The 24310-nt window shown below is 68.0% G+C and carries 24 protein-coding genes and 1 tRNA gene; 12 read left to right on the forward strand and 13 right to left on the reverse strand.

All coding sequences use genetic code 11. From position 1 onward, the window contains the following. Positions 1-6 precede the first annotated feature (6 nt). The 3 genes from NO930_RS11135 to NO930_RS11145 form a co-directional block, all read right to left on the reverse strand. Positions 7-507: an acyl-CoA thioesterase gene (locus NO930_RS11135; RefSeq protein ID WP_137784880.1), complete on the reverse strand. Its 501-nt coding sequence runs from the start codon at positions 505-507 to the stop codon at positions 7-9. Positions 508-556: 49 nt separating this feature from the next. Next, positions 557-1009 carry a bifunctional nuclease family protein gene (locus NO930_RS11140; RefSeq protein WP_256403527.1) on the reverse strand — a complete coding sequence of 151 codons (453 nt, stop codon included), beginning with the start codon at positions 1007-1009 and terminating at the stop codon, positions 557-559. A gap of 91 nt (positions 1010-1100) precedes the next feature. Then, positions 1101-1778 carry an ArsR/SmtB family transcription factor gene (locus NO930_RS11145; RefSeq protein ID WP_256403528.1) on the reverse strand — a complete coding sequence of 226 codons (678 nt, stop codon included), beginning with the start codon at positions 1776-1778 and terminating at the stop codon, positions 1101-1103. A 186-nt stretch (positions 1779-1964) separates the two neighbouring features. Between NO930_RS11145 and NO930_RS11150 the strand changes: the two genes are divergently transcribed. The 3 genes from NO930_RS11150 to purM all read left to right on the forward strand — a co-directional run bounded on the left by NO930_RS11150 (position 1965) and on the right by purM (position 5511). Continuing rightward, the gene (locus NO930_RS11150; protein WP_256403672.1) at positions 1965-3686 is read left to right on the forward strand and encodes a TraB/GumN family protein; all 1722 of its coding nucleotides are present in this window, start codon (positions 1965-1967) and stop codon (positions 3684-3686) included. Beyond that, complete coding sequence (locus NO930_RS11155) at positions 3683-4351, forward strand: metalloprotease (protein WP_256403529.1); 669 nt, start codon at positions 3683-3685, stop codon at positions 4349-4351. Before NO930_RS11150 ends, NO930_RS11155 begins: the two co-directional genes overlap by 4 nt. Positions 4352-4488: 137 nt before the next feature. Beyond that, positions 4489-5511 carry a phosphoribosylformylglycinamidine cyclo-ligase gene (gene purM / locus NO930_RS11160; RefSeq protein WP_256403530.1) on the forward strand — a complete coding sequence of 341 codons (1023 nt, stop codon included), beginning with the start codon at positions 4489-4491 and terminating at the stop codon, positions 5509-5511. A gap of 44 nt (positions 5512-5555) precedes the next feature. On the opposite strand, the gene NO930_RS11165 is transcribed toward purM, so the two are convergent. Continuing rightward, positions 5556-6581 (reverse strand): polymer-forming cytoskeletal protein, encoded by a 1026-nt coding sequence (locus tag NO930_RS11165; protein WP_256403531.1) that lies wholly within the window; start codon positions 6579-6581, stop codon positions 5556-5558. Between the two features lie 141 nt (positions 6582-6722). On the opposite strand from NO930_RS11165, the gene NO930_RS11170 reads away from it, so the two are divergent. The 3 genes from NO930_RS11170 to NO930_RS11180 all read left to right on the forward strand — a co-directional run bounded on the left by NO930_RS11170 (position 6723) and on the right by NO930_RS11180 (position 8486). Further along, a complete protein-coding gene (locus NO930_RS11170) occupies positions 6723-6905 on the forward strand; it encodes a DUF5786 family protein (protein ID WP_050026968.1) in 183 nt (60 codons plus the stop codon). 120 nt (positions 6906-7025) lie between these two features. Then, a complete protein-coding gene (locus NO930_RS11175; protein ID WP_137782918.1) occupies positions 7026-7223 on the forward strand; it encodes a DUF5800 family protein in 198 nt (65 codons plus the stop codon). A 72-nt stretch (positions 7224-7295) separates the two neighbouring features. Further along, positions 7296-8486 (forward strand): LEA/WHy family protein, encoded by a 1191-nt coding sequence (locus NO930_RS11180; RefSeq protein WP_256403532.1) that lies wholly within the window; start codon positions 7296-7298, stop codon positions 8484-8486. Between the two features lie 158 nt (positions 8487-8644). Here the strand turns inward: NO930_RS11180 and NO930_RS11185 are convergent. The 4 genes from NO930_RS11185 to NO930_RS14185 form a co-directional block, all read right to left on the reverse strand. Further along, positions 8645-8819, reverse strand: a tRNA-Trp gene (locus NO930_RS11185). A 112-nt stretch (positions 8820-8931) separates the two neighbouring features. After that, complete coding sequence (locus NO930_RS11190; protein ID WP_049982565.1) at positions 8932-9156, reverse strand: DUF5795 family protein; 225 nt, start codon at positions 9154-9156, stop codon at positions 8932-8934. Between the two features lie 88 nt (positions 9157-9244). Next, entirely contained in the window at positions 9245-10270 is a 1026-nt protein-coding gene (locus tag NO930_RS11195) for a DUF5794 domain-containing protein (RefSeq protein ID WP_137782914.1), read from the reverse strand. Beyond that, a complete protein-coding gene (locus NO930_RS14185; RefSeq protein WP_137782913.1) occupies positions 10271-10477 on the reverse strand; it encodes a DUF8099 family protein in 207 nt (68 codons plus the stop codon). It abuts the gene before it with no gap. Between the two features lie 329 nt (positions 10478-10806). On the opposite strand from NO930_RS14185, the gene guaB reads away from it, so the two are divergent. From guaB to NO930_RS11210, 3 genes are all read left to right on the forward strand, one after another. Beyond that, entirely contained in the window at positions 10807-12294 is a 1488-nt protein-coding gene (gene guaB, locus NO930_RS11200; RefSeq protein WP_137782912.1) for an IMP dehydrogenase, read from the forward strand. 150 nt (positions 12295-12444) lie between these two features. Further along, a complete protein-coding gene (locus tag NO930_RS11205; RefSeq protein ID WP_137782911.1) occupies positions 12445-13029 on the forward strand; it encodes a HalX domain-containing protein in 585 nt (194 codons plus the stop codon). A 128-nt stretch (positions 13030-13157) separates the two neighbouring features. Beyond that, on the forward strand, positions 13158-15176 hold the full coding sequence (locus NO930_RS11210; protein WP_256403533.1) for a DEAD/DEAH box helicase: 2019 nt from the start codon (positions 13158-13160) through the stop codon (positions 15174-15176). 37 nt (positions 15177-15213) lie between these two features. On the opposite strand, the gene NO930_RS11215 is transcribed toward NO930_RS11210, so the two are convergent. Then, a complete protein-coding gene (locus NO930_RS11215) occupies positions 15214-16281 on the reverse strand; it encodes a phytoene/squalene synthase family protein (RefSeq protein ID WP_137784138.1) in 1068 nt (355 codons plus the stop codon). 156 nt (positions 16282-16437) lie between these two features. On the opposite strand from NO930_RS11215, the gene NO930_RS11220 reads away from it, so the two are divergent. Next, positions 16438-17583, forward strand: coding sequence for an acyl-CoA dehydrogenase family protein (locus NO930_RS11220; protein ID WP_256403534.1), 1146 nt, complete (start codon positions 16438-16440; stop codon positions 17581-17583). 48 nt (positions 17584-17631) lie between these two features. Here the strand turns inward: NO930_RS11220 and NO930_RS11225 are convergent, their stop codons facing one another. The 4 genes from NO930_RS11225 to NO930_RS11240 all read right to left on the reverse strand — a co-directional run bounded on the left by NO930_RS11225 (position 17632) and on the right by NO930_RS11240 (position 21916). Beyond that, the gene (locus tag NO930_RS11225; protein WP_256403535.1) at positions 17632-19596 is read right to left on the reverse strand and encodes a PH domain-containing protein; all 1965 of its coding nucleotides are present in this window, start codon (positions 19594-19596) and stop codon (positions 17632-17634) included. Beyond that, positions 19593-20057, reverse strand: a complete 465-nt coding sequence (locus NO930_RS11230) for a PH domain-containing protein (RefSeq protein ID WP_256403536.1) — start codon at positions 20055-20057, stop codon at positions 19593-19595. The genes NO930_RS11225 and NO930_RS11230 overlap by 4 nt, the downstream gene beginning before the upstream one ends. A 146-nt stretch (positions 20058-20203) precedes the next feature. After that, positions 20204-20887 carry a YqjF family protein gene (locus NO930_RS11235; protein WP_256403537.1) on the reverse strand — a complete coding sequence of 228 codons (684 nt, stop codon included), beginning with the start codon at positions 20885-20887 and terminating at the stop codon, positions 20204-20206. A gap of 78 nt (positions 20888-20965) precedes the next feature. Further along, positions 20966-21916: a cation diffusion facilitator family transporter gene (locus NO930_RS11240; protein ID WP_137783391.1), complete on the reverse strand. Its 951-nt coding sequence runs from the start codon at positions 21914-21916 to the stop codon at positions 20966-20968. Between the two features lie 152 nt (positions 21917-22068). Here NO930_RS11240 and NO930_RS11245 point away from each other — a divergent pair, with 152 nt between their 5' ends. Both NO930_RS11245 and NO930_RS11250 read left to right on the forward strand, forming a co-directional pair. Then, a complete protein-coding gene (locus NO930_RS11245; protein ID WP_256403538.1) occupies positions 22069-23490 on the forward strand; it encodes a DUF7289 family protein in 1422 nt (473 codons plus the stop codon). A 105-nt stretch (positions 23491-23595) separates the two neighbouring features. Next, positions 23596-24297, forward strand: a complete 702-nt coding sequence (locus NO930_RS11250) for an HD domain-containing protein (protein WP_137783392.1) — start codon at positions 23596-23598, stop codon at positions 24295-24297. Positions 24298-24310 lie beyond the last annotated feature (13 nt).

The following is a 24310-nucleotide window of genomic DNA, read 5'->3' on the forward strand; positions in this document are numbered from 1 at the left end:
GCCGACTCACAGATCGTAGCGTTCGGTCACCGCGCGCAGCTGCTCGCGTCGTCCCTCTATCGCGTCGTCGCGAAGCGCCTGCTCTTCGGGCGTCGGCGCGGTCACGTCGGGCACCCGCGTCGGGGTCCCGTCGTCGCCGAGCGCGACGAACGTGAAAAACGAGGACGTCGTCGGTCGCTCTTCACCTTTGAGAGGGTCCTCGGCGTGGACGTCGACTTTCACGTCGAGGCTGGTCCGGCCGGTGTTGAACACGTATCCCTCGATCACGGCGACCTCGCCCGTCTCGATCGGGCTGATGAAGTCCACGTGTTCCATCGAGGCGGTGACGACCTCTCGGCTCGAAAAGCGCATCCCCGCTATCCCTCCGCAGATATCCATCCAGTGGAGGACCGCGCCGCCGAGCGCGCGCCCGAGGTTGTTCGTGTCGTTCGGGAGCAGCATCTCCGTCATCTCGGTGTACGACTCGGCGACCGTCGCGGTCCCGGGGTCCGTTCCCGTCTCGTCCATGCGTCGGGTCCGTCTGGCGACGACTTGAACCTCCGGACTCCGTCGCCGGTCAGCGTCCCTCCCGAGAGCCGTCGTCGAACCGAACCGAGTCGGACGGGCGACCCGCCTCGTCGATCACCGGGTCGGAGACGACGATCGGGCAGTCGATCCGGACGGCGAGCGCGAGCGCGTCGGACGGTCGGGCGTCGAAGACGAATCGCTCCGGCTCGCCGTCCTCGTATCGCTCGGCGTCGACCTTGGCGTAGAAGGTCCCGTCGCGGAGGTCGTCGATCCGGACGCGGTCGATCGCGCCGCCGAACTCGGTGAGGATGTCCACGAGGAGGTCGTGGGTGAGCGGCCGGTCGAACGGCTCGCCTTCGAGCGCGGTCCCGATCGACTGGGCCTGGTCGGCACTGACGAATATCGGGAGGTAGTCGCCGCGAACGGAGAGGATGACCGCCGGTACGTCGCCGCCCGGGGCGGACCCGGTCCCGACGCCGACGACATCGGCTTCGTGTGCCATACCGGATCATCGGGGCGACGGCATGAATAGCTGTCCCACGGCGACACCGGGTCGCGGTCGCCGGTCTGGGGTGACCCGTCCCCAGCGCGCCTCAACGCCCCGCGCCCCAGTACCAGTACGCCCACGCGACGGTGAACACGAGCGCGGCGCCGGCGAAGAAGACGACGCCGGGCTCCAGGAGCGAGACGGCGTAGTCCGCGAGCGGGTCAGTGACGTACTCGACCGTCCCGTCGATACCGGACTCAGTGCCGCCGGCGTCGCTTTCGATCGCGGGGCCGCCCGCGGTTCCACCGCCGTCTCCGGTCGTCTGTGAGACCCGCACGGTCGGCCCGGCCACGGAGAGGACTCGCTGGGCCGCGAACGCGGCCAGTCCGATGATTCCGTAGCCGCCGAGCAGACGCATCAGCGCGGTCTTGATCCCGCTCTTCGACTCGCTGCCACCGGCGAACAGCACGAGGGGTTCGTCCGCTGCGGCGTACACGTCCATCTCGCGGCCCTTCTCCGAGTACGTCGTGTCGATCACGTCGACGAGCTCCGCGTCGTCGAGCTTCCCGAGGTGGTACTGGACGTTCTGGAGCGAGGTGTCGACGGCGGCCGCGACCTCCGATTTGGTCGCCGGCTCGTCGTGAAGCCGCGTGAGGATCTCGCGGGCGGTCTCGGAGCCGAGCGCGGCGATGAGGTCGTCCGCGTCCTCGTCGTCGACGCCCACCACGCGCGGCTCCCGGTCGTCCGGAGTTCGGTCCGGAAGAGAGGGCAACAGCCGGGACATGCGCCTATCTCTACCCCGTGAGAATACAAGCCTGTTGGATCGATGACCGGACGGCCGCGCCGGCGGCCACGCGCCGCCGAGCCGCGGGCACACATCATCGACTCACAAACCCTAAACGCGGTGACGGAGTAAGGCGTGGCAATGACAGAGACGCCAGGGGACGCCGAGGACCGGTCCGCGTCCCCGATGGCGAACGATCCTCCGACAGACGCGCCGCCGGACTCGTCCGGAACGTCGCAGACGGGCTCCGTGACGGTCGTCGGGACCGCACACGTCTCCGAGCGCTCCGTCGACGAGGTCGAAGAGGCGATAGAGCGGGAGCGGCCCGACGTCGTCGCCGTCGAACTCGACGAGGGACGGTACCGCCAGATGCAGGGCGAGACGCCCGACGATCTGGACGCCGGCGACCTGCTGAAGGGGAACACCGTCTTCCAGTTTCTCGCGTACTGGATGCTCTCGTACGTGCAGACGCAGCTCGGCGACCGCTTCGACATCGAGCCGGGAGCCGACATGCGCGCCGCGATCGACGTCGCGGAGGGGCTCGGCATCGACGTCGCGCTCGTCGACCGCGACATCCAAACGACGATCCAGCGGTTCTGGGCACGGATGTCGATCACGGAGAAGCTCCGGATGGTCGGGGGACTGGCGTTCGGAGTCACCGATCCCCGGATCGCGGGAGTCGTCGTCGGGTTGTTCGTCGGAATCCTCGCCGGACCGGTCATCGGCCTGTTCGGCGGTGCGCTCGGGATCTCCGACGCGCTGTTGACGAGCGTCACCGGCGGCGTGCTCGCCGCCGTAGCGGTCGGCGTCGTCGTCGATCAGGTCGGGAAGGTCGGGCTCTCGCCCGACGGCCGGCTCTACGCGGCGAGCGGGCTCGGCGTCGCGTCCGGCCTCGCGGTCGCGGCGCTCGGGCTCACGGATGGGTTCGTCACGGCGTACCTCGGCGGGTTCACCGTTACCGCCATCGGGAGCCTCGGCCTCGGCATCTCGTTCGGGCTCACGCTCGGCGTCGTCGCGGCCGGACTGCTCGGCCTCGCCGGTCGCGGCGGGAGCGACCCGGAGCACGGCGGAATCGAAGGACTCGACGTCGATGACCTCACCGACGCCGACGTGGTAACCATGATGATGGAGGAGTTCCGCCAGTTCTCGCCGGGCGGCGCGGAGGCGCTCATCGACGAGCGCGACGCGTTCATCGCCCACCGGCTCGTCGCGCTCCGCGAGGCCGGACACGACGTCGTCGCGGTCGTCGGTGCCGGCCACCGGGCCGGCATCGAGGAGTACCTCGCAGACCCGTCCGCGCTCCCGCCGATGGCGGACCTCGTCGGACGCGAAGGCGGCCGAGGGTTCCCCTGGAAGAAGCTGATCGGCTACGGGATCACGGTCGGGTTCGTGGCCTTCTTCGTCCTGCTCGCGCTCGCCGGCGTCGAGAACGCCTTCCTCTTCCGGCTGTTCGGCGCGTGGTTCCTGATCAACGGCGTCTTCGCGTTCGCGTTCGCCAAGATCGCGGGCGCGCGCTGGCTGTCCGCCGGCGTCGGCGGTGCCGTCGCGTGGATGACCTCGATAAACCCGATGCTCGCGCCCGGGTGGTTCACCGGGTACGTCGAGCTCCGGTCGCTGACGGTGAACGTTGGCGACATCGGGACGCTCAACGACCTGCTCTCGGACGAGACGCTCTCGCCCGGCGACCTCGTCTCGGCGATGCTCGACGTCCCGCTGTTCCGACTCATCGTCGTCGTCGCGATGACGAACGTCGGCAGCATCGTCGCGAGCTTCCTCTTCGCCGTCTACGTCATCCCCGCGATGTTCGGCGCGGAAGTGGGGGGCGTCGACGAGGTGAGCCGGCTGATGATTGAGGGTGCCAGACGCGGTGCCGAGCTGATCGGGAACGCGGTCGCGGGGGGACGATGAGCACGACGCCGCAGGGGCGGCGGATCGCCGGCCTGTACTTCAGCGGAACCGAGCTTCGCGACCTGCTCGTGGCGTGGCTCGCGCTCGGCGTCGCGTTCATGTTCTTCTTCGTGGGCGGATCGGCGGGGATCGGTCGAATCGTGGACGCGGGCGTGGTCCCGCCGCTGGCGGTCGCGCTCTCGACCGCGGGGGTGGCGTTCCTCCTCCACGAGCTGGCACACAAGGTCGTCGCGGTCCGCTACGATCAGGTAGCCGAGTTCCGCGCCGACACGAGCATGCTGTTTCTCGCCGTGATGAGCTCGCTCTTGGGGTTCATCTTCGCCGCCCCCGGCGCGGTCCACCACCGGGGACGGCTGACGCCCCGAGAGCACGGCCACATCGCGCTCGCGGGCCCGGTCGTGAACCTCGTGCTGGCGGTCGTCTTCCTTCCGGCGATGGTGGCGGGGGGTCTCATCGGGAGTCCGATCCTCTCGCTCGTCGGCGCACGCGGGGTGGCTATCAACGTCTTCCTCGCCGCGTTCAACCTGATCCCCTACGGCCCCCTCGACGGGAAGACCGTCATGGGGTGGAGCAAGCCGGTGTGGGCCGTCGCGTTCGTCCCCTCAGTGCTTCTCGCCGTCGGCCTCGTGTTCGTCGGCGGACTCGGATTCGGCGGGCCGTTCTGAGTCCTCCGATCTCGGTTCCGCTCCCGGCGGGTTCGACCCGCGTGTCGTGAGCGGCGTCCGCGTCGTGAGCGGAGGCGTCCACGGTCGCTCCCGTCGGGAACGGTGCGCTTTTGCTCCGCGGGCGTCCCTCGACACACATGACAGAGGGCGACGACACGGACCGGGACGGCACCGCGGCCGACGACGAGCTCACATACGCCGACGCCGGCGTCGACATCGACGCGAGCGAGGCCGCGACCGCGGCGCTCATTGGCGCGGTCGGCGGCGACGTGGAAGGCGAAGGAACCGACAGCGACTACGCCGGACTGATCGACATCGGCGACCGCTACCTCGCGCTCGCGACCGACGGCGTCGGGACGAAGCTGCTCGTCGCCGAGGCGCTCGGCGACTACTCGACGATCGGGATCGACTGCGTCGCGATGAACGTCAACGACCTCGTCGCCGCCGGCGTTCGACCGGTCGCCTTCGTCGACTACCTCGCGGTCGAGGAGCCCGACGAGCGCTTCTCCGAACAGGTCGGCGAGGGGCTCTCTCGCGGCGCGGAGCTTGCGGACATGGCGCTCGTCGGCGGCGAGACCGCGGTGATGCCGGACGTGATCAAGGGGCTCGATCTGGCGGGCACCTGTGCCGGACTCGCGCCGAAAGACGGGGTGTTCGACGGTTCTGCGCGCCCCGGCGACGCCCTCGTCGGCTGGCGCTCCTCCGGGATCCACTCGAACGGGCTCACGCTCGCCCGCGAGGCGACGACGCGAGAGCACGCCTACGACGACCCCTGTCCGTTCGACGGATACGAGACGATCGGTGAGGCGCTTCTCGAACCCACCAGAATCTACGCCGACCTGCTCGGTCCCCTTCGCGATCACGACGTTCACGGCGCGGCCCACGTCACCGGCGGCGGCTGGACGAACCTCGAGCGGCTGGGCGACAACGGATACGTCGTCGACGACCCGTTCGACTCACAGCCCGTCTTCGAGTTCGTCCAGTCGGAAGGAAAAGTCTCGGACGAGGAGATGCATCGCACGTTCAACATGGGGACCGGCTTCGTCGCCGCCGTCGACCCGGCCGACGCCGACGCGCTCGCGGAGGCGACCGACGGGCGCGTTATCGGCCGCGTCGACGACGGCGACGCGAGCGTGTCGATCCGCGGCCTGACGCTGTAAGTCAGCCGTCGGCCACCTCGCTCGCTTTCGCCCGTCTCCCACCGCTACGTCGCTTCCGCGTCGGCGTCCGCCGTCGACGCATCCGCCTCACGGGCGTCGCCGCTGTCGTCGCTGTCGTCGCCGCTGTTCTCGCCGTCGCTGTCGTCTCTGGACTCACCGCCGTCGTCTGTCTCCGCGTCGTCCGTCTCCGCGTCGTCTCTCTCGTTCGACGGGCCGTCCGGCCCGTCTCGGTCGATTTCCTGAACGAGCTTCATCTCGCCGCGAGCGCGGAGCGTGCCGTCTACCTCGGCGTCCTCGTGTACGACCAGGTCGCCGGCGGAGACGTCACCGAGCACCCGAGCGCCGGCCTCGACGGTGACCGTCCCGCTACGGGTGGTGACGTCGCCGTGGATTACCGTGTCCGTCCCGACCCCGATGTCGTCGCGGGCGCGCAGGGAGCCGAACACCTCGTTGCGCTCGCCGACGCGGATCGACTCTGCGCGGATGTTTCCGTGGAGTCGGCAGTCGTCGCCGACGGTCGCCGGGGTGGAGACGCGCCACGCGTCGTCCGATATCTCGGCACCGCGCGGTACCAAGAGGGGGTCGCGGACGTCGTCGCCGTCGGCGAGCGCCGTCGCCAGCTCGTCCGCCGCGTCGGTCTCGCCGATCCGCAGGAGCTGTGAGAGGACGATGAAGTAGAAGACGAGGGTTGGGACGGGGTTCCGGATGACGATCCACCCGTTCGCCTCGAACCCCTCCTCGATCGTCACGTCGTCGCCGATGTCGAGGTCGCCGGAGACCATCAGCTGGCCGCTGACGGTCACCCGCTCGCCGATGTAGGCGTCCTCGCCGACGAGCACGTTGCCGTCGACGGAACACCAGGTGTCGAGTCGACAGTCGCCTTCGGCCTCGATGTCACTCCCGACGCTCACGCGCTCGCCGATGGCGACGTTGCGTCCGCGGAGTCCGAACTCCACGGTCGACTGGCTCCCGACGAGCACGTCGCCGTCGGTGACGAGGTCGTGTTCCTCGACAGTCGTCTCGGACGGGACCGTGAGTTCGTCTACCGGACCGCCTCCTCGCAGCGACACACCGAGAGAACTCCCTCCGGCCGTATAAACCGTGGGGGCCGTCAGACGAAAGTCGGACGCGCGGAACAGTCGACCGTGTGAGTTCCTGTCGAGGCGTTGCGGGGTCACCATCCTTATCACTCCGGACGGGAACGTTCGAGTATGGGATTCGGATCGTACGACGAGAGCGAACAGAAGGATCAGGACGTAGACACCGACGACGACAGCGCGGTCAACGTCCACGAGAACGACCACGACGGGGAGGTCTCCATCGAGGGGGGTGCGTCCACGGACGATCTCGTCGGTCGCCTCTCGGAGATGAAAGACGACGAGGACGACGAATAGTTCGTCGAACTGCGTTCACAAACGCGTCGGAGCCGAACTGAGTTACGGCGACAGACCGACTCCGAAGCGCCGCACCACCGTGTCACGCCCCTTTTATCCGGTCGAGGAATACACCACGCTATGAGCACTGACCTCACGTTCACCAGAGACGGCGTCGACGTCGTTTACGAGGGGACCGAGTTCGAACTGGAAAAAGACCTGATCGAAGAGGCGACCGGCAAGGGATACCGCGATGTCACCGACCACGAAGTCTTACAGATCGTCGCCGAAAGCCCCGAACTCGACGGAGAGCCCGTGCGAATCGGCGACGTGTTGTAGCCTCTTGTAACAGATGTGACACTAGACGGTCCACAGCGGTACGACTTTATCACTCGGCCGATTCGGACCGGTATGAATCCGCGGAAGGCACTCTCCGCGCTCGGCGGGTCGAAGATCAGACTCGTGTTTCTCGCTGTCCTCGTCCTCGGCGGAGCCGTCGGCGGGGGGTTCGCGCTCGGCCTGTTCGGCGTCCCGAGCGTCGCGGCCGTCGACAACTCCTTCGGCGAGGTGACGAACGAGACCAGCGAGATCGAGACGAACCTGACGGTGTCGAACCCGAATCCCGTGGGGATCAGCCTCGACAGCCTCGCGGTCGACTACACCGTCTCGATGAACGATATCGAGATGGCACGGGGCGGTCGCGAGGGGGTCCGGGTGGGAACCGGCAACTCGACGATGGCGTTCGACACCAGCCTCCAGAACGACGACATCCCGGCGTGGTGGGTCGCTCACGTTCGCGACGGCGAACGGACGACGGTTCGGATCGACGCGACCGCGACGTCCGGGATCCTCGGCCGCGGCGTGGACTTCTCACAGACAAGAGAGGTTGAGACCGACCTCCTCGGCGCGTTCAATTCCGAGGAGACGCGGCCGGTGAACGCCGACAGCGCGCTCGTCGACGATCCCGTGCTGTACGTCAACGAGACGCAGGCTGAGTGGGGCGCAGTGAGCGAGTCGGAGACGCCGATCGACATGGCGTTCACCGTCTACAACCCGAACCTCGAGCCGTACGCGATCACGGAGGTCGGCTACACCGTCACGATGAACGACGTCGAGATGGCGACGGGCCGGACCGAAGAGGGATACGTCATTCCCTCGCGTAGCACCGAGACGATCGATCTCACGACCGGGTTGCAGAACGAACGACTCGACGAGTGGTGGGTCACCCACCTCGACGAGGAGGTAAACGGCCACCAAGTGAGCGATCTCCGGATCGAGTTTTACGCCGTGATCGAACTCCCGTCGGGCCAAGCGATCACGGTTCCCCTCGACGAGCTCACCTACGAGGAGACGGTCGAGACAGACATCTTCGGCGAAGGCGACGACGTGCGCGACCGCGAAGAGAGCGATGACGGCGACACAGACGGCGGGTCAGACGACGAAAGTACGGACGGCGGTAGCACCGAAGGCGGATCAGACGACGGATCTGGCGGCGAAGACTCGACGAACGAGACGGACGGAAGCGACAGCGTGATCGACGACGAGAACACGACCGACGACGGAAATCAATCTGACGACGGTAGCGACGTGCTACCGCTCTGACGGGGCGGAGATGCCGTCGTTCTGTAGTCAGATAGACACCTTCGAGTAGGACGGAAGCGTCGCGCGGTTCCGTCGATATTCGGTGATGTAGCACCCGCAAAACTCGCAGATCGTCGGATCTGCGTTTACCTGGGGTTCACAAAGGTTTAAGACCGCTATGGGGCCGGAGGGATTTGAACCCCCGATCGACTGATATCTCCGGTGCGCCTCGGAACTCCAGAGGGTCGTCAACGCGACCGATGATCAGTCGGCCGCTCGGTATATCAGTCTGGAGTGTCGTCCCGGGCGCGAGCCTCTGGAGTCAGTCGCCATGCCTGGCTTGGCCACAGCCCCGCGCGTGATCTCGCATCAGTTGCTTGCCGAAACGCGGATAAAGGGGTTTCGATCGCAGGTGATCGGGAGACGCGAGAGCGACGAGCGAACGCGTCAGTGCAGAGCGAGCCGCTCACTCGCGGTCGTCGTCGCTCCAGTCACACTCCTGGCATTTGTACCCGGTGACGAACTCGGTCACGCTCGGCATGTAGCCGACGGCGATGACGTCGCCGCCGCACTCCGGGCAGTCGCGGTCGGCGTCGGTGATAGATTCGGCCTCCAGCACCGACTCGCCTTCGACTAGTTCCGCGAGCTTCTCGGGCGTCACCATCCGTCCCTGCACGACGCGGTTTGACATACCCGGGATACACGACGGAGCACCTAAACACCGGCGACACGCGCAGACCACGCCGGCGAGTGTTGATTCTCGGCTTCGGTCTCCCGACCTACAGCCACGGCGCCCGCGAGTCGTCCTCCGCGAACGGGTCCGTTCCGTCCGACTCCTCTCCGGCCCCCGAGGGCTCGCCGCCGTTCGCGAGCACCGACACGTCGTCGTCGACGAGGTGTCCGGGGTCGACCGGCGGTGCGTCAAGAGGCGGGTCCGTCGGATCCAGCTCGCCGTCGTGCTCGACATCCGAAGTCTCGTCGTCGTAGGACGAACCGGCGTCAGTCGGCACGCCGTCCGAGGGTGCATCGCTCGGCTGGTCGGGATCACCGTCGGCGTTTACAGACGGGCCGGCGTTGGGGTCGTACGCGAACAGGGTGGTCACGGCGAGCACCGCGAGCGCGATGGGTGCCTCGGTCTGCATGAGGTCGAACGGTCCGAGCAGGATCGGCAACGCGAGCACGCCGAGTGCGACCGCGGAGCCGAACCGAAACCGGTCGATGTCGACGCGGCCGCGGAGGTGCGGCGACAACACTGCGACCGCCAGCGCGAACGCCACGCCGACGCCCGCCGCGGCGGCCCCGTTGACAACGTACTCCGGGGACGTCTCGATAGCGAAGCCGGCGGGCTCGAAGCTCGCGACGAGCCCGAGAGCGATGATGACGCCGGGGCTCGGGAGGTGTTCGCCGATCTCGGAGCTGGCCGTCTTCGCGGCGATCGTGAGGATCACGAGCCCAGCGAACCGCTCGAAGACGGGGAGGTTCAGGAATCCTCGGAACGTCGGCGCGAACGCCGCCTCGATAGCCGCGAGCGGAACGATGACCGCGCCGATCAGGAGCACAGACGAGACCATCTGCTTGCGGTCGCCGTCCATCTCGGCGAGGATCACGGCTGCGGTCGCCGATCCGCCGAAGATCAGGATCCCGGTCTCGACGACGCCGGTCGCCGTCCCCATGACGCCGGCGACGACGAGGGCAGGGAAGATCCCGTCGACGAGCGGGAGCACCATCACGGTCGCGAGCAGCTTCGTCGCGCTGCCGACTTTCCGCTCTAAGCGGAGGGCGACGGGATGACGTGAGACGCTCATTCAGGGGCGATATCCCTGACCGAGTGGGAGACGGTAGGAGGCGGACGACCCGCGATAGCCGAGGGGTCGGCGAGCGGAGTCGAACCCGCAGGCGGCCCGACGAGCCCCTGTAAACCGTTTGCGCGTATTGCCGGCTGTAAAGGCGGTGCCGAGGTCACAGGTCGGCTGGCCGGCGATGCGCATGGTCACGGGACTGTCGGAGTCCATACACAGTATACGTGTTTCGGTCGCGTTAAAGGTTGTGTGAGATGCGACCGCACACTTGTGTAGATGCGTCGGAGAAATTTATATACTGTACGCAGATCCGGACACAGCACACCACGTACAGCGATGATATCACACAGGAGACGCGACAGGCCGACAGATAGCTGATTCGTCTAACGCCCCGGGTGGCGACGTCACGGCCGAAACTCGACGAACGAGTCCCGACGCCTCGTTGATCCATGTCTATGGATCGTTTGTGATTTTGGATGACAACGACGTGCACGTCTGTGCTGACTCGCAACGCTTTTTATCGGGGGCTCACGACGGTTTATATGGCGACAGATTCTGGTCAGTTCTCCGCGAAGCTGGACGTTCCAGAGGCGTTGACGTTCGACGACGTGCTCCTCCGTCCGAAGGAGAGCCGGGTCGAGCCCGACGATGCCGACCTCTCCGCGCGCGTCTCGAAGAACGTCGAACTCACCGTACCGGTCCTCTCGGCGGCGATGGACACCGTCACCGAGAGTGACCTCGCGATCGCGATGGCCCGCGAGGGCGGTCTCGGCGTCCTCCACCGCAACATGACCGTCGAGGAGACGGCGACGGAAGTCGAGCGCGTCAAGCGCGCGCACGAACTCGTCATCCGCCGCGAGAACGTCGTGACCGTCTCGCCGGACGACACGGTTCGCGACGCCGACACCCTGATGGAACGAGAGGGCGTCTCGGGCGCGCCCGTCGTCGACGGTGACGACACCGTACTCGGGATCATCTCCGGGACCGACATCCGGCCGTACCTCGAGGTCGGCGAAGACGACGCCGTGAGCGAGGCCATGACCGACGAGGTCATCACCGCGCCCGAGGACGTCGACGCCCGCGAGGCGCTCGAACTTATGTACGACCACAAGATCGAACGGGTTCCGATCGTCGACGACGACGAGGGCCTCGTCGGGCTCGTCACGATGCAGGGGATCTTACAGCGACGCGAGCACGAGGAGGCGGCACGCGACGAGCGGGGCCGTCTGATCGCCGGCGTCGCCGTCGGTCCGTTCGAGGAGGAGCGCGCGATCGCGGCCGACGAGGCGGACGTCGACGTGATATTCATCGACTGCGCGCACGCCCACAACCTCAACGTGCTCGACTCGGCGAGGGCGATCAAAGAGACGGTCGACGCCGACGTCGTCGTCGGCAACGTCGGAACGCGCGAGGCCGCCGAGGCCGCCGTCGACTTCGCAGACGGACTGAAAGTCGGTATCGGCCCCGGCTCGATCTGTACGACTCGCGTGGTGAGCGGTGCGGGGATGCCGCAGATGACCGCGGTCTCCGAGGTCGCAGACGTGGCCGCCGAACACGGCGTCCCCGTGATCGCCGACGGGGGGATCCGATACTCCGGTGACGCGATCAAGGCGCTCGCCGCCGGCGCGAACGCGGTCATGCTCGGGTCGTACTTCGCCGGTACCGACGAGGCGCCGGGACGCGTCATCACGATGCAGGGGAAAAAGTACAAGCAGTACCGCGGGATGGGCTCCGTCGGCGCGATGAAGTCCGGCGGCGGCGACCGGTACCTGAAAGAGGAGAGCGAAGACGAAGAGTTCGTTCCGGAGGGCGTCGAGGCCGCGACGCCGTACAAGGGTAGCCTCGCCTCGGAACTCCACCAGCTCACGGGCGGGATGCGGTCCGGAATGGGGTACGTGGGCGCAGAGACGATCCCCGGGCTCCACGAGCGGGCCGAGTTCGTCCGCGTCTCGAGCGCCGGCCAGACGGAGGGCCACCCGCACGACGTGATGATCACCGACGAAGCCCCGAACTACAGCCCGAACGAGTAATCCGAACGGGTGATTCGAACGGTGACTCGAGCGCGAGTCGTCCCGTCGGACGCCGAGGGGAAAGCGGCGACGCGGGCCAGAAAAGGTATTTTAATATAGGCCGCGCAGAGACCGATCGTGTGAGCGAACACCTCGTCGCTCCGGTCATTCATGAGTGAGCAATCGCCGCTCGTCCTCGTGGTCGAGGACGAGCCCGACCTGGCCGACCTGTACGCCGCGTGGCTCAGCGACGAGTATAGCGTCTTGACCGCGTACGGTGGTCAGGAAGCGCTCGATCAGATCGACGAGGCCGACGACGACGTGGACGCCATTCTTCTCGACAGGCGAATGCCCGGCCTCTCCGGGGACGAAGTGCTTGCGGCCGTCAGAGAGCGCGGGATCGACTGTCGCGTGGCGATGGTCACCGCGGTCGAGCCGGACTTCGACATCCTGAAGATGGGATTCGACGATTACCTCGTGAAACCGGTCACGAGCGACACCCTCCGCGAAACGGTAGACGGCCTGTTGCGCCGCGGCGAGTACGACACGGACGTACAGGAGTTGTTCTCGTTGACCTCGAAGAAGGCGATACTGGAAACCGAAAAGAGCGCCACGGAGCTGGCGGACAATCAAGAGTACCAGGACCTGACGGAGCGTATCGAGGAACTCCGGTCGAAGGCGGACAATTCGCTGGAAGCGGTGACCGAGGACGACGACTTCGAGCGGCTGTTCTCCGAGTTCGACGTCGAGGAGTGACCGGCGACAACCGATAATCTGGCGACGACCGGCAATCTGGCGACGACCGACACCGTCGGTACATCGGTCGCTAACGCCCGGGTTCCGCGGCGACTCTTTAAATACCACCACGCCGAACCGACGGTCGAATGCGCGTTCGGGACCTTCCGCTTTCCGCGTCGCACGTCGATCACTTCGCCGACCGCGGGGTCCGAGAGCTGTACCCACCGCAGGCCGCCGCGGTCGACGCAGGTGTCTGTGAGGGCTCTAACGTCGTCGCGGCCATCCCGACCGCCTCCGGCAAGACGTTCATCGCACAGTTGGGCCTGCTGACTGCAGACGGCCCGGGGTTGTACGTCTGCCCGCTCCGGGCGCTCGCCCGTGAAAAGTACGAGTCGTTCGCGTCGCTTCCCGGTCTCGATGTGGGGATATCAACGGGCGACTTCGACGCGTCGGGAGAGGACCTCGCGGGCAACGACGTCATCGTCGCCACCTCGGAGAAGGTCGATTCGGCGATCCGAAACGGCGCGTCGTGGGTCGACGAGCTGGCGTGTGTCGTCGTCGACGAAGTGCATCTCCTCGACGCGGAGCGTCGCGGCCCGACCCTCGAAGTGACTATCGCGACGCTCCGCCGACAGAACCCCGACGTGCAGGTCGTCGCGCTCTCGGCGACCGTCGACAACCCGGAGGCGATCGCGGGGTGGCTGGACGCGACGCTCATCGAGTCCGACTGGCGGCCGGTCGATCTCCGCACCGGCGTCGCAGTCGGCGGGTCGATCGCGTTCGACGACGGGACGACCCGCGAGATCCCGCTCGACGAGACGGCTCGGAACGGACGCGGCGGCGGTGGCAGTGGCGGGGGCGGTGACGCCGGCGACGCTGGCGGACCCGACGACGGCGATGCGGGACCCGACGACACCGAGGTCACGGCCGCGCTCGTCGCCGACACGGTCGCCGAGGGGGGCCAGTGCCTCGCGTTCGTGCGGTCGCGGGCGGAGGCGGTGTCGCTGGCGGAGCGGCTCGCCGCCGACGGCCTCGCAGAGCGGATGGGGATCGAGACCGCCGCGGCCGCGGCCGCCGACGAGGCCGCGGCGGTCGACGGGACGGTGACCGGACGCCAGCTCGCCGACTGTCTTCGGTCAGGCGTCGCGTTCCACCACGCCGGGCTCCGCTCCGGCCACCGGGCCGTGGTCGAGTCGGCGTTTCGCGGCCGCGACGTCGCCTGCATCTGTGCCACGCCGACGCTCGCGGCGGGCGTCAACGTCCCGGCGCGTCGGGTCGTCGTCCGCGATCAGAAGCGCTACTCCGGGTCGCGGATGGAGTGGCTCCCGACCCTCGAAGTACACCAGATGTGCGGACGAGCCGGTCGCCCCGGCCTCGACCCGCACGGGGAGGCCGTTCTCGTCGGCGCGGCAGACACCAGGGACGAGCTCGTCGAGCGGTACGTCGAGGGCGAGCCGGAGTCCGTCGAGTCGACGCTCGCCGACCCGGCCTCGCTGCGGACGCACGTCCTCTCTGCTGTCGCCACCGGCTTCGCCGAGACCGAATCGGAGATCCTCGACGTGTTCGAGGGCACCTTCTACGCCCGCGAGGCGGGTGCCGGTGGACTGGCCGACGCGGTCGGCGTCGCGGTGGGTGCCCTCGTCTCAGCCGACATGGTCCGGAGGGAGACGGCGGGGGGAGTCGACGACTACCGGCTCGCCGCGACGCAGGTCGGCGAGACGACCTCGCGACAGTACGTCCGACCGGAGACGGGCGAGCGAATCGTCGGCGGCCTGCGGACCGCCGCGGCCATGTCGAACGCGACGACGCTCACCGCCTTCGAACTGATATGTGACACGCCCGATATGCAGGACACCTACCTCGGCAACGAGGAACGCGCCGAGATGTACCGGTTTGCGCGGAGACACGCCGGCGTGTTGACGACCGAGATGCACGAGACGGACGACTTCGAACAGTGGCTGGAGTCGGTGAAGACGGCTCGCATCCTCGACGAGTGGATCGACGGGGCGACCGTCGAGGAGCTCGTCGAGGCCTACCGGATCGGACCGGGGGATCTCGACTCCCGGATCGAGCGCGCGGAGTGGCTGTTGAGTGCGGCCGAAGCACTCGCGGACACGATCGGCGTCGGCGTCCCGTCGGTTCCCCGGGCACGCTCTCGGCTGTGAGTGTGGATCGAGAGGGCCTAACCGGGCGTCGAACCGGTCAGTCCGCCGGTTCGACGGCCCTGTGGAACGGCGTTCGGGAGATGGTCTTCCGGAGGTCCGCGAGCGAGTCACGCCCCGCTTCGCCGGCGACCGACATCACGGCGAACACCTCTTTTCTGGATATCTTCACGCCGGTCTCGGTGAGCGCGTCTTCCGGACGCGAGCTGAGTTCGCGGAGCGTTCCGACGGCAAGCAGGTACGGGACCGTCCACGCCTCCATCGTGTTCCCGTTCGAGAGCGGCATCGTCTCGAGGTACGCCTGCGCGTCGTCGAGGAACGAGCGCGCGAAATCGGCGGTGCGGTCGACCACGCGGGCCGACGATTCGCGGTTCGCCGGGTGGACGACGCGCTCTTGGTCGACGCCCTCGTCCGCGAGCCACTCCGCCGGGAGGTAGACGTTGTTCTCTTCGGTGTAGTCGTCGTACACGTCCTTCGAGACGTTCACGAGCTGCAAGAGGAGACCGAACTCTTCCGCGGTGTCGCGGAGCCGCCGGGCGCGGTCCTCGGTGACGTCGCCGCGGGTGAGGAGGTTCGTGATGAGGTTACCGACAGTACCGGCGGCGTAGTAGCAGTACTGTTCTAACTCCTCGCGGTCGTCTATCCGGAGGCCGCCCTCTGTCGCGTGGCGGTCGACGAACATCGCCATCCCGTCGACCATCTCGACGACGGGCGGAACGATCGCGGCGCGGGCCTCGGGGTCGAGCTCTTCGAAGGTCGCCACGATCGTCGGGGCCTCGGCGACGACCTCCCAGTCGTCGTCGCGTTGGTCGGGGGCCGGTAGCCACTCGTCGACCGCCTCGCGGAACGCCGCGATGTCGACGTCGCTGTCGGGGTCTATCGCGCGGCGGTACGTCCGCAACACGTCGCTCTGGGCGGCGGGCGGGATATGCCCCGCGTCCTCGACGGTGTCGGCGACCCGACAGAGGAGATACCCCACGCAGATCTGCGAGGCCATCGGCTCCTCTAACACGTCGACGGTCAGCGCAAAAGTTCGGGAGACGCCCTGCACCGCCTCGTGGCACCACGAGAGATCGGGTTCGACGGGGCCGTGTGATCGTCCGCTCATTCGGGTATCGGCTCTTACGTCACAACGCATAAAAAGCCTCGTGGAACGGCAGAGGGTGGCGGCCGCACCGAAGCGATACGCGGCGCAGCGTCCGGAACGAACCCGCGCGAGCGATCGCGTGGCAACGGCTAAGTCACCGTGGGGGAAGCGATCGCCATGGAGCTCACGCTCTCACCGGAGCAGCGACAGATCCGAGACGCCGTCGCGTCGTTCGTCGACGAGGAGGTCGTCCCGCGTGCCGCCGAAATCGACGAGACGGACGAGTTCCCCGCGGATCTGATAGACGAAATGGCCGATCTGGGATTCATGGGAATGCCGTTCCCCGCGGAGTACGGCGGCTCCGGACTCGATTACCACAGCTACGTGCTCGGACTCGCGGAGATCGCGCGGGGGTCGGGCGGGCTCGGCACGATCGTCGCGGCCCACACCTCCCTCGCCGGAACCATGGTGTACGAGTTCGGCGACGAAGCCCAGAAGTCGGAGTACCTCACGCCGCTCGCCGCGGGCGACGACGTCGGCGCGTTCGCGCTCTCTGAGGCGGAGGCCGGCTCGGACGTGCCCGCCATGTCCACCGTCGCTGCGCGCGACGGGGACGGCTACGTCGTGAACGGCGGGAAGCTGTGGATCTCGAACGGGTCCGTCGCCGACACGGTCGTCCTCTTCGCGAAGACGGACCCGGACGCCGGCCGAGACGGGATCTCCGCGTTCGTCGTCCGCCCCGACGAGGACGAGGGGTTCGTCGTCGAGGGGACGGAAGAGAAGCTCGGCGACAAGGGGTGTCCCACGGCGGAACTGCGCTTCGACGACATGTGGCTGCCCGAGAGTCGGCTCCTCGGGGACGAGGGCGAGGGGTTCGTGCAGGCGCTGAAGACCCTGAACGGTGGCCGGATCACCATCGCGGCACGCTCCGTCGGCATCGCTCGCGCCGCGCTCGACGAAGCGACGTCGTACGCGCAAGAGCGCGAGCAGTTCGACCGCCCCATCGCCGACTTCCAGGCCATCCAGCACAAGCTCGCGGACATGGACACCAAGACCCGGGCCGCGGAGCTTTTGATGCACGAGGCGGCCGACCTGAAGATGCGCGGCGAGCCGTTCGTGAAGGAGGCCGCACAGGCGAAGCTGTACGCCTCCGAGATCGCCCGAGAGGTCGCCAACGAAGGGATTCAGATCCACGGCGGCTACGGCTACACGAAGGACTTCCCGGCCGAGCGGTTTTACCGGGACGCGAAGCTCTCCGAGATATACGAGGGCACGAGCGAGGTGCTCCGGAACACCATCGCTCAGCAGTTGCTCGACGAGTAGGGCGCCGCCGGTCCCTTTCGGGGACTGCTTACTGACGGTCCCGGCGCGTCAGCCGTGGTCGTCGCCGCCGTCGCCGTCACTGCCGGCGCTGTCGTCGTCATCGTCGCTGTCGTCGCTGTCGCTGCCGCCACTGCCGGCGCCGGAGACACCGCCAGCGTGGTCAGCACTCGCAGCGTCGCGGGCGATATCGCCGTCGTCACCCTCGTTCCGATGCGCCACGTCGGCGTCGGACGGGAACCGATCGACCGCGTAGTCGCCCGTGTCGACGCGCTCTGCGGGCTCGGAGTAATCGCGGTCGCTCCCCGCGAAGTCGGGTCGGATCACGCCGTCGTCCGGAGGCTCTTCGGCGTTCGCCTCGACCGTTGCCGCGTCCGCGTCGCTGTCCGTCTCGCCGTCCCGCGACGCGTCGGCCTCCGTGACGGCGTCGGTGGTCGCGGCGCTTCGAGCGGTCGCGCCCGCGTCGTCATCGGGAGTTCCGTCTCCGGCCTCGGGTGCCTCGCCGCCGCGGTCGCCTTCGACCCACTCGAATCCGCTCCGTTGCCGTCGCCGCGCCGACACGGCCTCGTGGAGTCGCTCGCGAAGGGCCTCGCGGAGCGTGACGGCCTCGTCGACCGCGATATCGACGGCGGCCGCCTCGTTGCCGGTGAGCGAACCCGATCCGGCGGTGTCTGCGACGATCGTCGCCACCCCCCACCGACGCTGGAACACGGTGCGGCTGTCGATGACGTTTTGCACCCGATAGTACGGGACGACGGTCACCGTTCGGCTCCAGAACCCGTTCCGCGTGAGCAGGTGGTCCTCGCCGAGCCAGTAGCCGCGGTGTGTCCACTTGAGATGGGCGGCCGGCGGCACGGCGAGGAGGAGCACGAGAGGACCGAACCGCGGCAGGTCGGCGGCGAGGTACCAGTCGATCGCGAACGCGATCCCCGTGAAGACGGCGACCGCGAGTGCGTACCGGAACGCGTACCGCCACCGGATCCGTTTCGGGGGGCGCTCAAAGCTCGGATCGCCGAACGACTCCACCTCGCGGGCGAGTCCGTAGACGCGGTCGGCGGCGGCGATCGGGACCGCTGACTGACTTCCCTGATCGCCGTTCTGTCCCGGGGCGTAGCCGGCGGTCTCGATGGCAAGGCTCGCGTAGCCGAGCGCGCGCTTCGCCGGGTTGTCCGTGATCGTGAGCGTCTGGACCTTCTCGGTCGGGATCGACCCGCTGTATCGACGGAAGAGGCCGCGCTCGTACCGCAACTCGTCGCCGGCGCGCGAGAGTCGGAACCCGTAGTAGTTCGAGAACGCGACGCCCGCACCGAGCACCCACGACACGAGGAACAGCCCGCCGACGGCGACGAGCGCCGTCGCGGTGAGCGCGGCGGCGTCCGCGTCCGGAAGGAATCCAGAGAGCACGGGGAACGACCCGGAGCTCAGGAACGCCAACAGGCCGATCAGGCGGCCGTCGAACGACAGCGCGCCGACGAGCGCAAGCTCTTTCGGCGAGATGGCGAACAGCTCCGTCTCAGCGGCGGCGGATCCGCCCGACGCGCCGGCCGTCGCTGGGTCGTCGGTGTCGCTCCCCGTTCCGCTCTCGCCGCCCGCACCGCTCTTTCGACGCTGGACCTCGCGTCGAATCCGCGTCGCCTCGGTCGGCGAGACGAACCGGATCGACCCCTCGGTGCTCGACCCGCCGGCCGTCTCCAGGTCGACGGCCGCGATCCCGATCGCCCGCTGGATCACGCTCTGGCTCACGTCGACGTTCTGTATCCGTCTGTAGGGTATCTCCCGCTCGCGACGCGATATCACGCCCGACGCGATGTCGAGGGTGTCGGCGGTGAGTTCGTAGTCGAACCGCCGGTAGTACGCCGTCTCGTAGCCGAAGGCGGCGAGAAGCATCGCACCGGCGACGCCGACCGCGAGCGGAAGCCCCCAGTCGTTGCTGTTCACGACGAAGAAGGCGACGACGACGAACCCCGAGACCTTCTGAAGCGCGCGGTACGGGATCGACTGGGGCGCGAGTCTCACACCGCGTCCTCCCCGTCGGCGCGGATGGCCAGTCGTTTCAGTTCTTCTCGGAGGTCGCTCGCCCCGCTCGGCGTCAACCCCGGGATCTGTACGTCTGCGCCCCGAGACCCGGCCGTGTACACCACACAGGAGGCGAGGCCGACGGCGCGCTCGACCGGCCCGCGGCGCGAGTCGACGTGCTGAATCCGCACCAGCGGGACGGTCGTCCGGACCTGCGTGATCACGCCGCGGTCGAGGTAGAGCGCGTCCTCGCGGATCTCGTAGCTCCAGCGTCGGTACTTCAACACGGCGTGTGCGACGCCGACGACGAGCGCGACGCCGCCGGCCGCGACCGCCGACCACCGCGGCGCGTATCCCAGGTAGGCCGCGGCGGCGAACGGGAGGGAGACGAGCGCGGCGACGAGCGCCGCACGGAGGATCCACACGACCCGTACGCGGGGATGAAGCGACTGGGCGGTCATCGGTCCGCCCCCGTCGCGCGTCCGAGAGTCATACGCGGTGGTTGTCCGCGATGACGTATAAGTCCCGGCCGTCGGTCCACGGCGTCGCGGTCCGTGGCGCGTTCCCACGGGGACGTCTCGCGCCGATCAGAGCGGGCGACGAGGTGTCAGACCCGACGGATTCGGTCCGCCGTCACGTCGATCGGGTCGGCGACGTGCGCGGTCGGCTCGCCGTCCGGTCGCTCGAACCCGTTCGCCTCGAACAGCGTGTTCGCCCGAAGGTCGACCCGAGCCTCGCGAAGCGTCCACGGCTCGTGTGCGATCTCCCCGACGTAGAGCTCCCGACCGGACGTGTAAAACCGGTAGTTCTCGACGAAGAAGGCGTCGCGCGAGTCCGGATCCGGAACGAAGGGGTCCCCGTCGGGCGCGTAGGTCGCGTCGAATCGGGCGTGCGGGGCGTCGCGGTGCACCCGGCGGCTGGTGAATCGAACCGCGTCGCCGTCACGGCGCGCCGTCATCTCGGCGCGGTAGTACGGCAGGGCGAACAGCCGGCGCGCGACCGCGACGCCGAACCGGTCTGCGGCGTCGAGATTGTAGAAGTAGACGCCCGGACCGCTCGGTCCCTCGACGTACGTGCGGAGGTTCAACTCCGGGAACGAGAGCCCGACCGGCGACCCGCGCGGACGGATGTCGTCCATCACGAACGCGACGACGCCGAGATAGGCGTCGCCGCCGTGCGTGGCGACCGAGAGACGCGCGGGCAGCGTCTCTGCGACGACGGCGGGGTCGACCGCCCAGTGACAGAACAGGCCGTCGCGCCACGTCATCTCCAGCCAGCGAGGAGCGGACATACCGATCGTCGGGGCTCGATGAACAAAGGCGGTGCGGCGGGCGGAGCGACCCGTGAGGATCGAAGCGGTCGCCGAGTCTCAAAACGGGCCGCCGCCGGACGGTCCGCGCGCCGAGCCGGTCGTCGACTCCTCTGCGTCTTTCCACTCGCCGAGCCCGGACGGGTCGAGGTGGACGTGGACGTCGCCCACGTCGTCGAGCGCGCGCAGACCCGTGACGAGTTCCGTCTCGATGTCGTGAGCGTCGTGCAGCGTCATGCTGCCGTCGACCTCGACGTGGACTTCGACCTCCAGATCGGTCCCGTCGTAGTACACGGTGAGATCGTGAACGCCTTCGACGGCGGGGTGATCGCGCAGCGCCGCGACGACCCGGTCGCGGTCGGCGTCGGGTGGCGCGGCACCGACCAGGTAGGTCACGTTCTCGCGGCCGATCTCGATCCCCTGATACACGACGAGGACGCTGACCAGCGCCCCGGCCAACGGATCGAGGACGGGGAATTCGAGGAAGACGCCGAAGATGCCGACAAGCGCCGCGATCGTCGTGTAGATGTCGTTGAGGCAGTCGGCCGACAGCGCGGTGAGCGCCGTGGACCCGAGCGACTCGTTCACCCGCTCCGTGTACCAGTAGAGGAGGTACATGTCGGCCACCGCGAAAAGCAGCGCGACGACCAAGATCGGGCTCGCCGAGACCTCCGTCGGACCGATAAGCCCCGCGTACGACTCGCGCAACAGGAGGAGCCCGAGGATCACGATCGTCGCGCCGACGAAAAGCGCCGTCAGCGGTTCGATCCGCTGGTGACCGTGCGGGTGCGTCGAGTCCGGGTCGTCGTACCGCGCACCGCCCCAGATCAGGACGACGGCGCTCGCGACCAGATCCGCGACCGAGTGGGCCGCGTCGGCGACGAGCGCGACGCTCCCGAAGGCGATCCCGGCCGCGCCCTCGACGAGGATCTTGGCCAGGTTCCCGAGGACGTTCACCGCCGCGGCCCGCTGGAACCGCCCTTTCTCGCTTCGAGAGCCGGGGACCCACATTCGTCCGAACCGTCGGCGGCCGCGTTTAAGAACCTCGTGGCTGGCGCGTCCCGACGCAAATTCGCCCGGGTGCGAACCGGACGCCGCTCCCGGGTATCAGTTCTGATGACTGACGGTCGGGTGTTAAATACGGTGGCGACGTACGTTCCGGCATGAGGGTCGGCGAGCGCGGCCAGAGCGAGGTGATCGGCGTCGTGCTCCTGTTAGGGATCACTATCGCGGCCGTGACGGCCACGGTGGCGACGGGGAGCGTCGCGCTCGGGCTGATCACCGACGAGGCCCAGTCTGCGAGCGTCGAGAACGGCATGTCTCAGCTCTCCTCGCAGTCCAGTCTCGTCGCGCTCGGCGAGACGGACGCGCGCCGGTTCGACCTCGGGAGCGTCGACGGCGGACAGCTTCGCCTCGACGAGGACGCCGGGCACGTCACGGTGCGGGTCGAAAACGGGACCGACGGCGATACGACCGTCTACGACGGGCCGATAGGCACGCTGGAGTACGTCGGGTCGGACCGTACCGTCGCGCTTCAGGGCGGCGGCGTCTGGACCGTCTCGAACGGCTACGGGCGGATGGTCTCGCCGCCGGAGTATCATTACCGGGGGACCACGCTCACGTTCCCGATCGTGCGGCTGAACGGGACGGAGCAGACCCCGCAGTCGGGGACCGGCGTCGTCCGCCGAGTCCCCGGCGACTCGGACAACGTGACTGAGACGGCGAACCCCCTCGAAAACGGGACGGTCGTCGTGGAGGTACAGAGCGACTACTACGAGGGGTGGTACGAGTTCTTCACCCAGCGCGCCGACGGCTCGGTGACGAAGTACGACGGCAACCGGACGACGGTCGCGCGCTTGGTCGTGCCGGACGACGTGGCGTTCGACCGGGCGATATCGCTCGGAGGCGAATACACGCACAACAGCGGAAACAACGGCCTCGACGAGTCGCTCTACGAGGAGGACGAGGTGCACCCGTCGCCGGGGCCGATGATCGACTCCGCGCTACGAGAGGGCGCGGATTCCGGCGAGCCGCTGTCGAACTGTTTCGACGCCGACACCTGTACGGGCGGCACCTACTACGCGTCCGGCGACGTCGACGTCGGCCAGCGGGTGGAGTTCGACACGAGCGGCGACGACGTCACGATCGCGGTCGACGGAGACCTCGACCTCGGCGGAAACGAGCTCGAGATCACGAACGATGGCGACGGCGTCGTCCGGTACTACGTCAACGGCTCCGTGTTCGCGAACGGCGACGCGACGGTGGGGACGACGAGCGACGCCGTCGAGGCGCAACGAAATCGGTTCTACGTGCGAGACGGGTTCCTCGAAGACGGTCCGGGACAGGGAAGCGTCGACGTCGACGCCGTCGTCTACGCCCCGAACTCGGACACGAACCTCGCCGGGAGCGTCACCCTCCGTGGGGGCTTCATCTTCGACACCCTGACCACGAAGAGCAACGCGTTCACCGTCGAACACGACGACACGCTCGACGACATCGAGATCCGTATCGGGGGCGGCAGCGGCCGGAACTCGATCACGTACCTCCACGTGAGCGAGAACGTGGTCGAGGTCGACTTCGACTAGAGCGGTCGGACACCGGCGGTCGAACCGCCGCCGTGGCACCGTCGTAACGCCTAAGAACGAAACGCTCCTCGGTCACGGTAATGAATCATGAGTTTTTCGTCCGAGGTGGTCCCCGTGGGCGTCGAGATTAAGGAGACGGAGGTGAGCGACGAGGAGTTCGCCGAGATGAAGGCGTTCGTGAGAGATTACCTCTCAGCCAGCGTCGAGAGCGAGGAAGACGGCGGTCGGATGCGGTGGTACCCGTGGCACTCGGCCGACTACCGGTTCAACCACATCCTCAACGTCGTCGACCTCGCGACCGAGATCGCGGAGTCGGAGGGCGCGGACCTCGACGTGGTCCGCGTCGCGGCGGTGTTCCACGACGTGGCGAAGCTGGAGGCCGAACAGGACGTACACGCCGAGGCCGGCGCGCGCGTCGCCCGCGAGTACCTGACGAGCCGCGGCGGCTACCCCGAGTGGTTCGTCGACGAGGTGTGCGGCGCGGTCGTCGACCACTCGTACACCGGCGACCTCGACGACGTGCCCCTGGAGAGCCGGTGTCTGATCGAGGCCGACGTGCTCGACAAGGTCGGGGCGAACGGTGCCGTCCTCATGTTGCTGCGGATGGGATACGAGTCTCGCACGCACATGGACGCCGCGAAGATGGTCGACCGCGTCCTACAGCGCGCACACGACCACACGGAGCGCGTCGTCTCCGACAGCGCCGAGAGCATCGCTCACCAGCGCATTAAACGCGTGAAGTGGCTGCGCGAGTGGCTCGAAGAGGAGGTGTCGCGGATGGACGCCGACGGCGTCACAGACCGCTGAGGCGAACCGGAGC

The organism is Halorubrum salinum, from assembly GCF_024494575.1.
In the GTDB taxonomy this organism is placed as follows: Archaea; Halobacteriota; Halobacteria; order Halobacteriales; family Haloferacaceae; genus Halorubrum; species Halorubrum salinum.

Coding starts and splice junctions, on each gene's coding strand:
- NO930_RS11135 (WP_137784880.1), bottom strand. CDS start 507: ATGGACGAGACGGGAACGGACCCCGGGACCGCGACGGTCGCCGAGTCG.
- NO930_RS11140 (WP_256403527.1), bottom strand. CDS start 1,009: ATGGCACACGAAGCCGATGTCGTCGGCGTCGGGACCGGGTCCGCCCCG.
- NO930_RS11145 (WP_256403528.1), bottom strand. CDS start 1,778: ATGTCCCGGCTGTTGCCCTCTCTTCCGGACCGAACTCCGGACGACCGG.
- NO930_RS11150 (WP_256403672.1), top strand. CDS start 1,965: ATGGCGAACGATCCTCCGACAGACGCGCCGCCGGACTCGTCCGGAACG.
- NO930_RS11155 (WP_256403529.1), top strand. CDS start 3,683: ATGAGCACGACGCCGCAGGGGCGGCGGATCGCCGGCCTGTACTTCAGC.
- purM (WP_256403530.1), top strand. CDS start 4,489: ATGACAGAGGGCGACGACACGGACCGGGACGGCACCGCGGCCGACGAC.
- NO930_RS11170 (WP_050026968.1), top strand. CDS start 6,723: ATGGGATTCGGATCGTACGACGAGAGCGAACAGAAGGATCAGGACGTA.
- NO930_RS11175 (WP_137782918.1), top strand. CDS start 7,026: ATGAGCACTGACCTCACGTTCACCAGAGACGGCGTCGACGTCGTTTAC.
- NO930_RS11180 (WP_256403532.1), top strand. CDS start 7,296: ATGAATCCGCGGAAGGCACTCTCCGCGCTCGGCGGGTCGAAGATCAGA.
- NO930_RS11190 (WP_049982565.1), bottom strand. CDS start 9,156: ATGTCAAACCGCGTCGTGCAGGGACGGATGGTGACGCCCGAGAAGCTC.
- NO930_RS11195 (WP_137782914.1), bottom strand. CDS start 10,270: ATGAGCGTCTCACGTCATCCCGTCGCCCTCCGCTTAGAGCGGAAAGTC.
- NO930_RS14185 (WP_137782913.1), bottom strand. CDS start 10,477: ATGGACTCCGACAGTCCCGTGACCATGCGCATCGCCGGCCAGCCGACC.
- guaB (WP_137782912.1), top strand. CDS start 10,807: ATGGCGACAGATTCTGGTCAGTTCTCCGCGAAGCTGGACGTTCCAGAG.
- NO930_RS11205 (WP_137782911.1), top strand. CDS start 12,445: ATGAGTGAGCAATCGCCGCTCGTCCTCGTGGTCGAGGACGAGCCCGAC.
- NO930_RS11210 (WP_256403533.1), top strand. CDS start 13,158: ATGCGCGTTCGGGACCTTCCGCTTTCCGCGTCGCACGTCGATCACTTC.
- NO930_RS11215 (WP_137784138.1), bottom strand. CDS start 16,281: ATGAGCGGACGATCACACGGCCCCGTCGAACCCGATCTCTCGTGGTGC.
- NO930_RS11220 (WP_256403534.1), top strand. CDS start 16,438: ATGGAGCTCACGCTCTCACCGGAGCAGCGACAGATCCGAGACGCCGTC.
- NO930_RS11230 (WP_256403536.1), bottom strand. CDS start 20,057: ATGACCGCCCAGTCGCTTCATCCCCGCGTACGGGTCGTGTGGATCCTC.
- NO930_RS11235 (WP_256403537.1), bottom strand. CDS start 20,887: ATGTCCGCTCCTCGCTGGCTGGAGATGACGTGGCGCGACGGCCTGTTC.
- NO930_RS11240 (WP_137783391.1), bottom strand. CDS start 21,916: ATGTGGGTCCCCGGCTCTCGAAGCGAGAAAGGGCGGTTCCAGCGGGCC.
- NO930_RS11245 (WP_256403538.1), top strand. CDS start 22,069: ATGAGGGTCGGCGAGCGCGGCCAGAGCGAGGTGATCGGCGTCGTGCTC.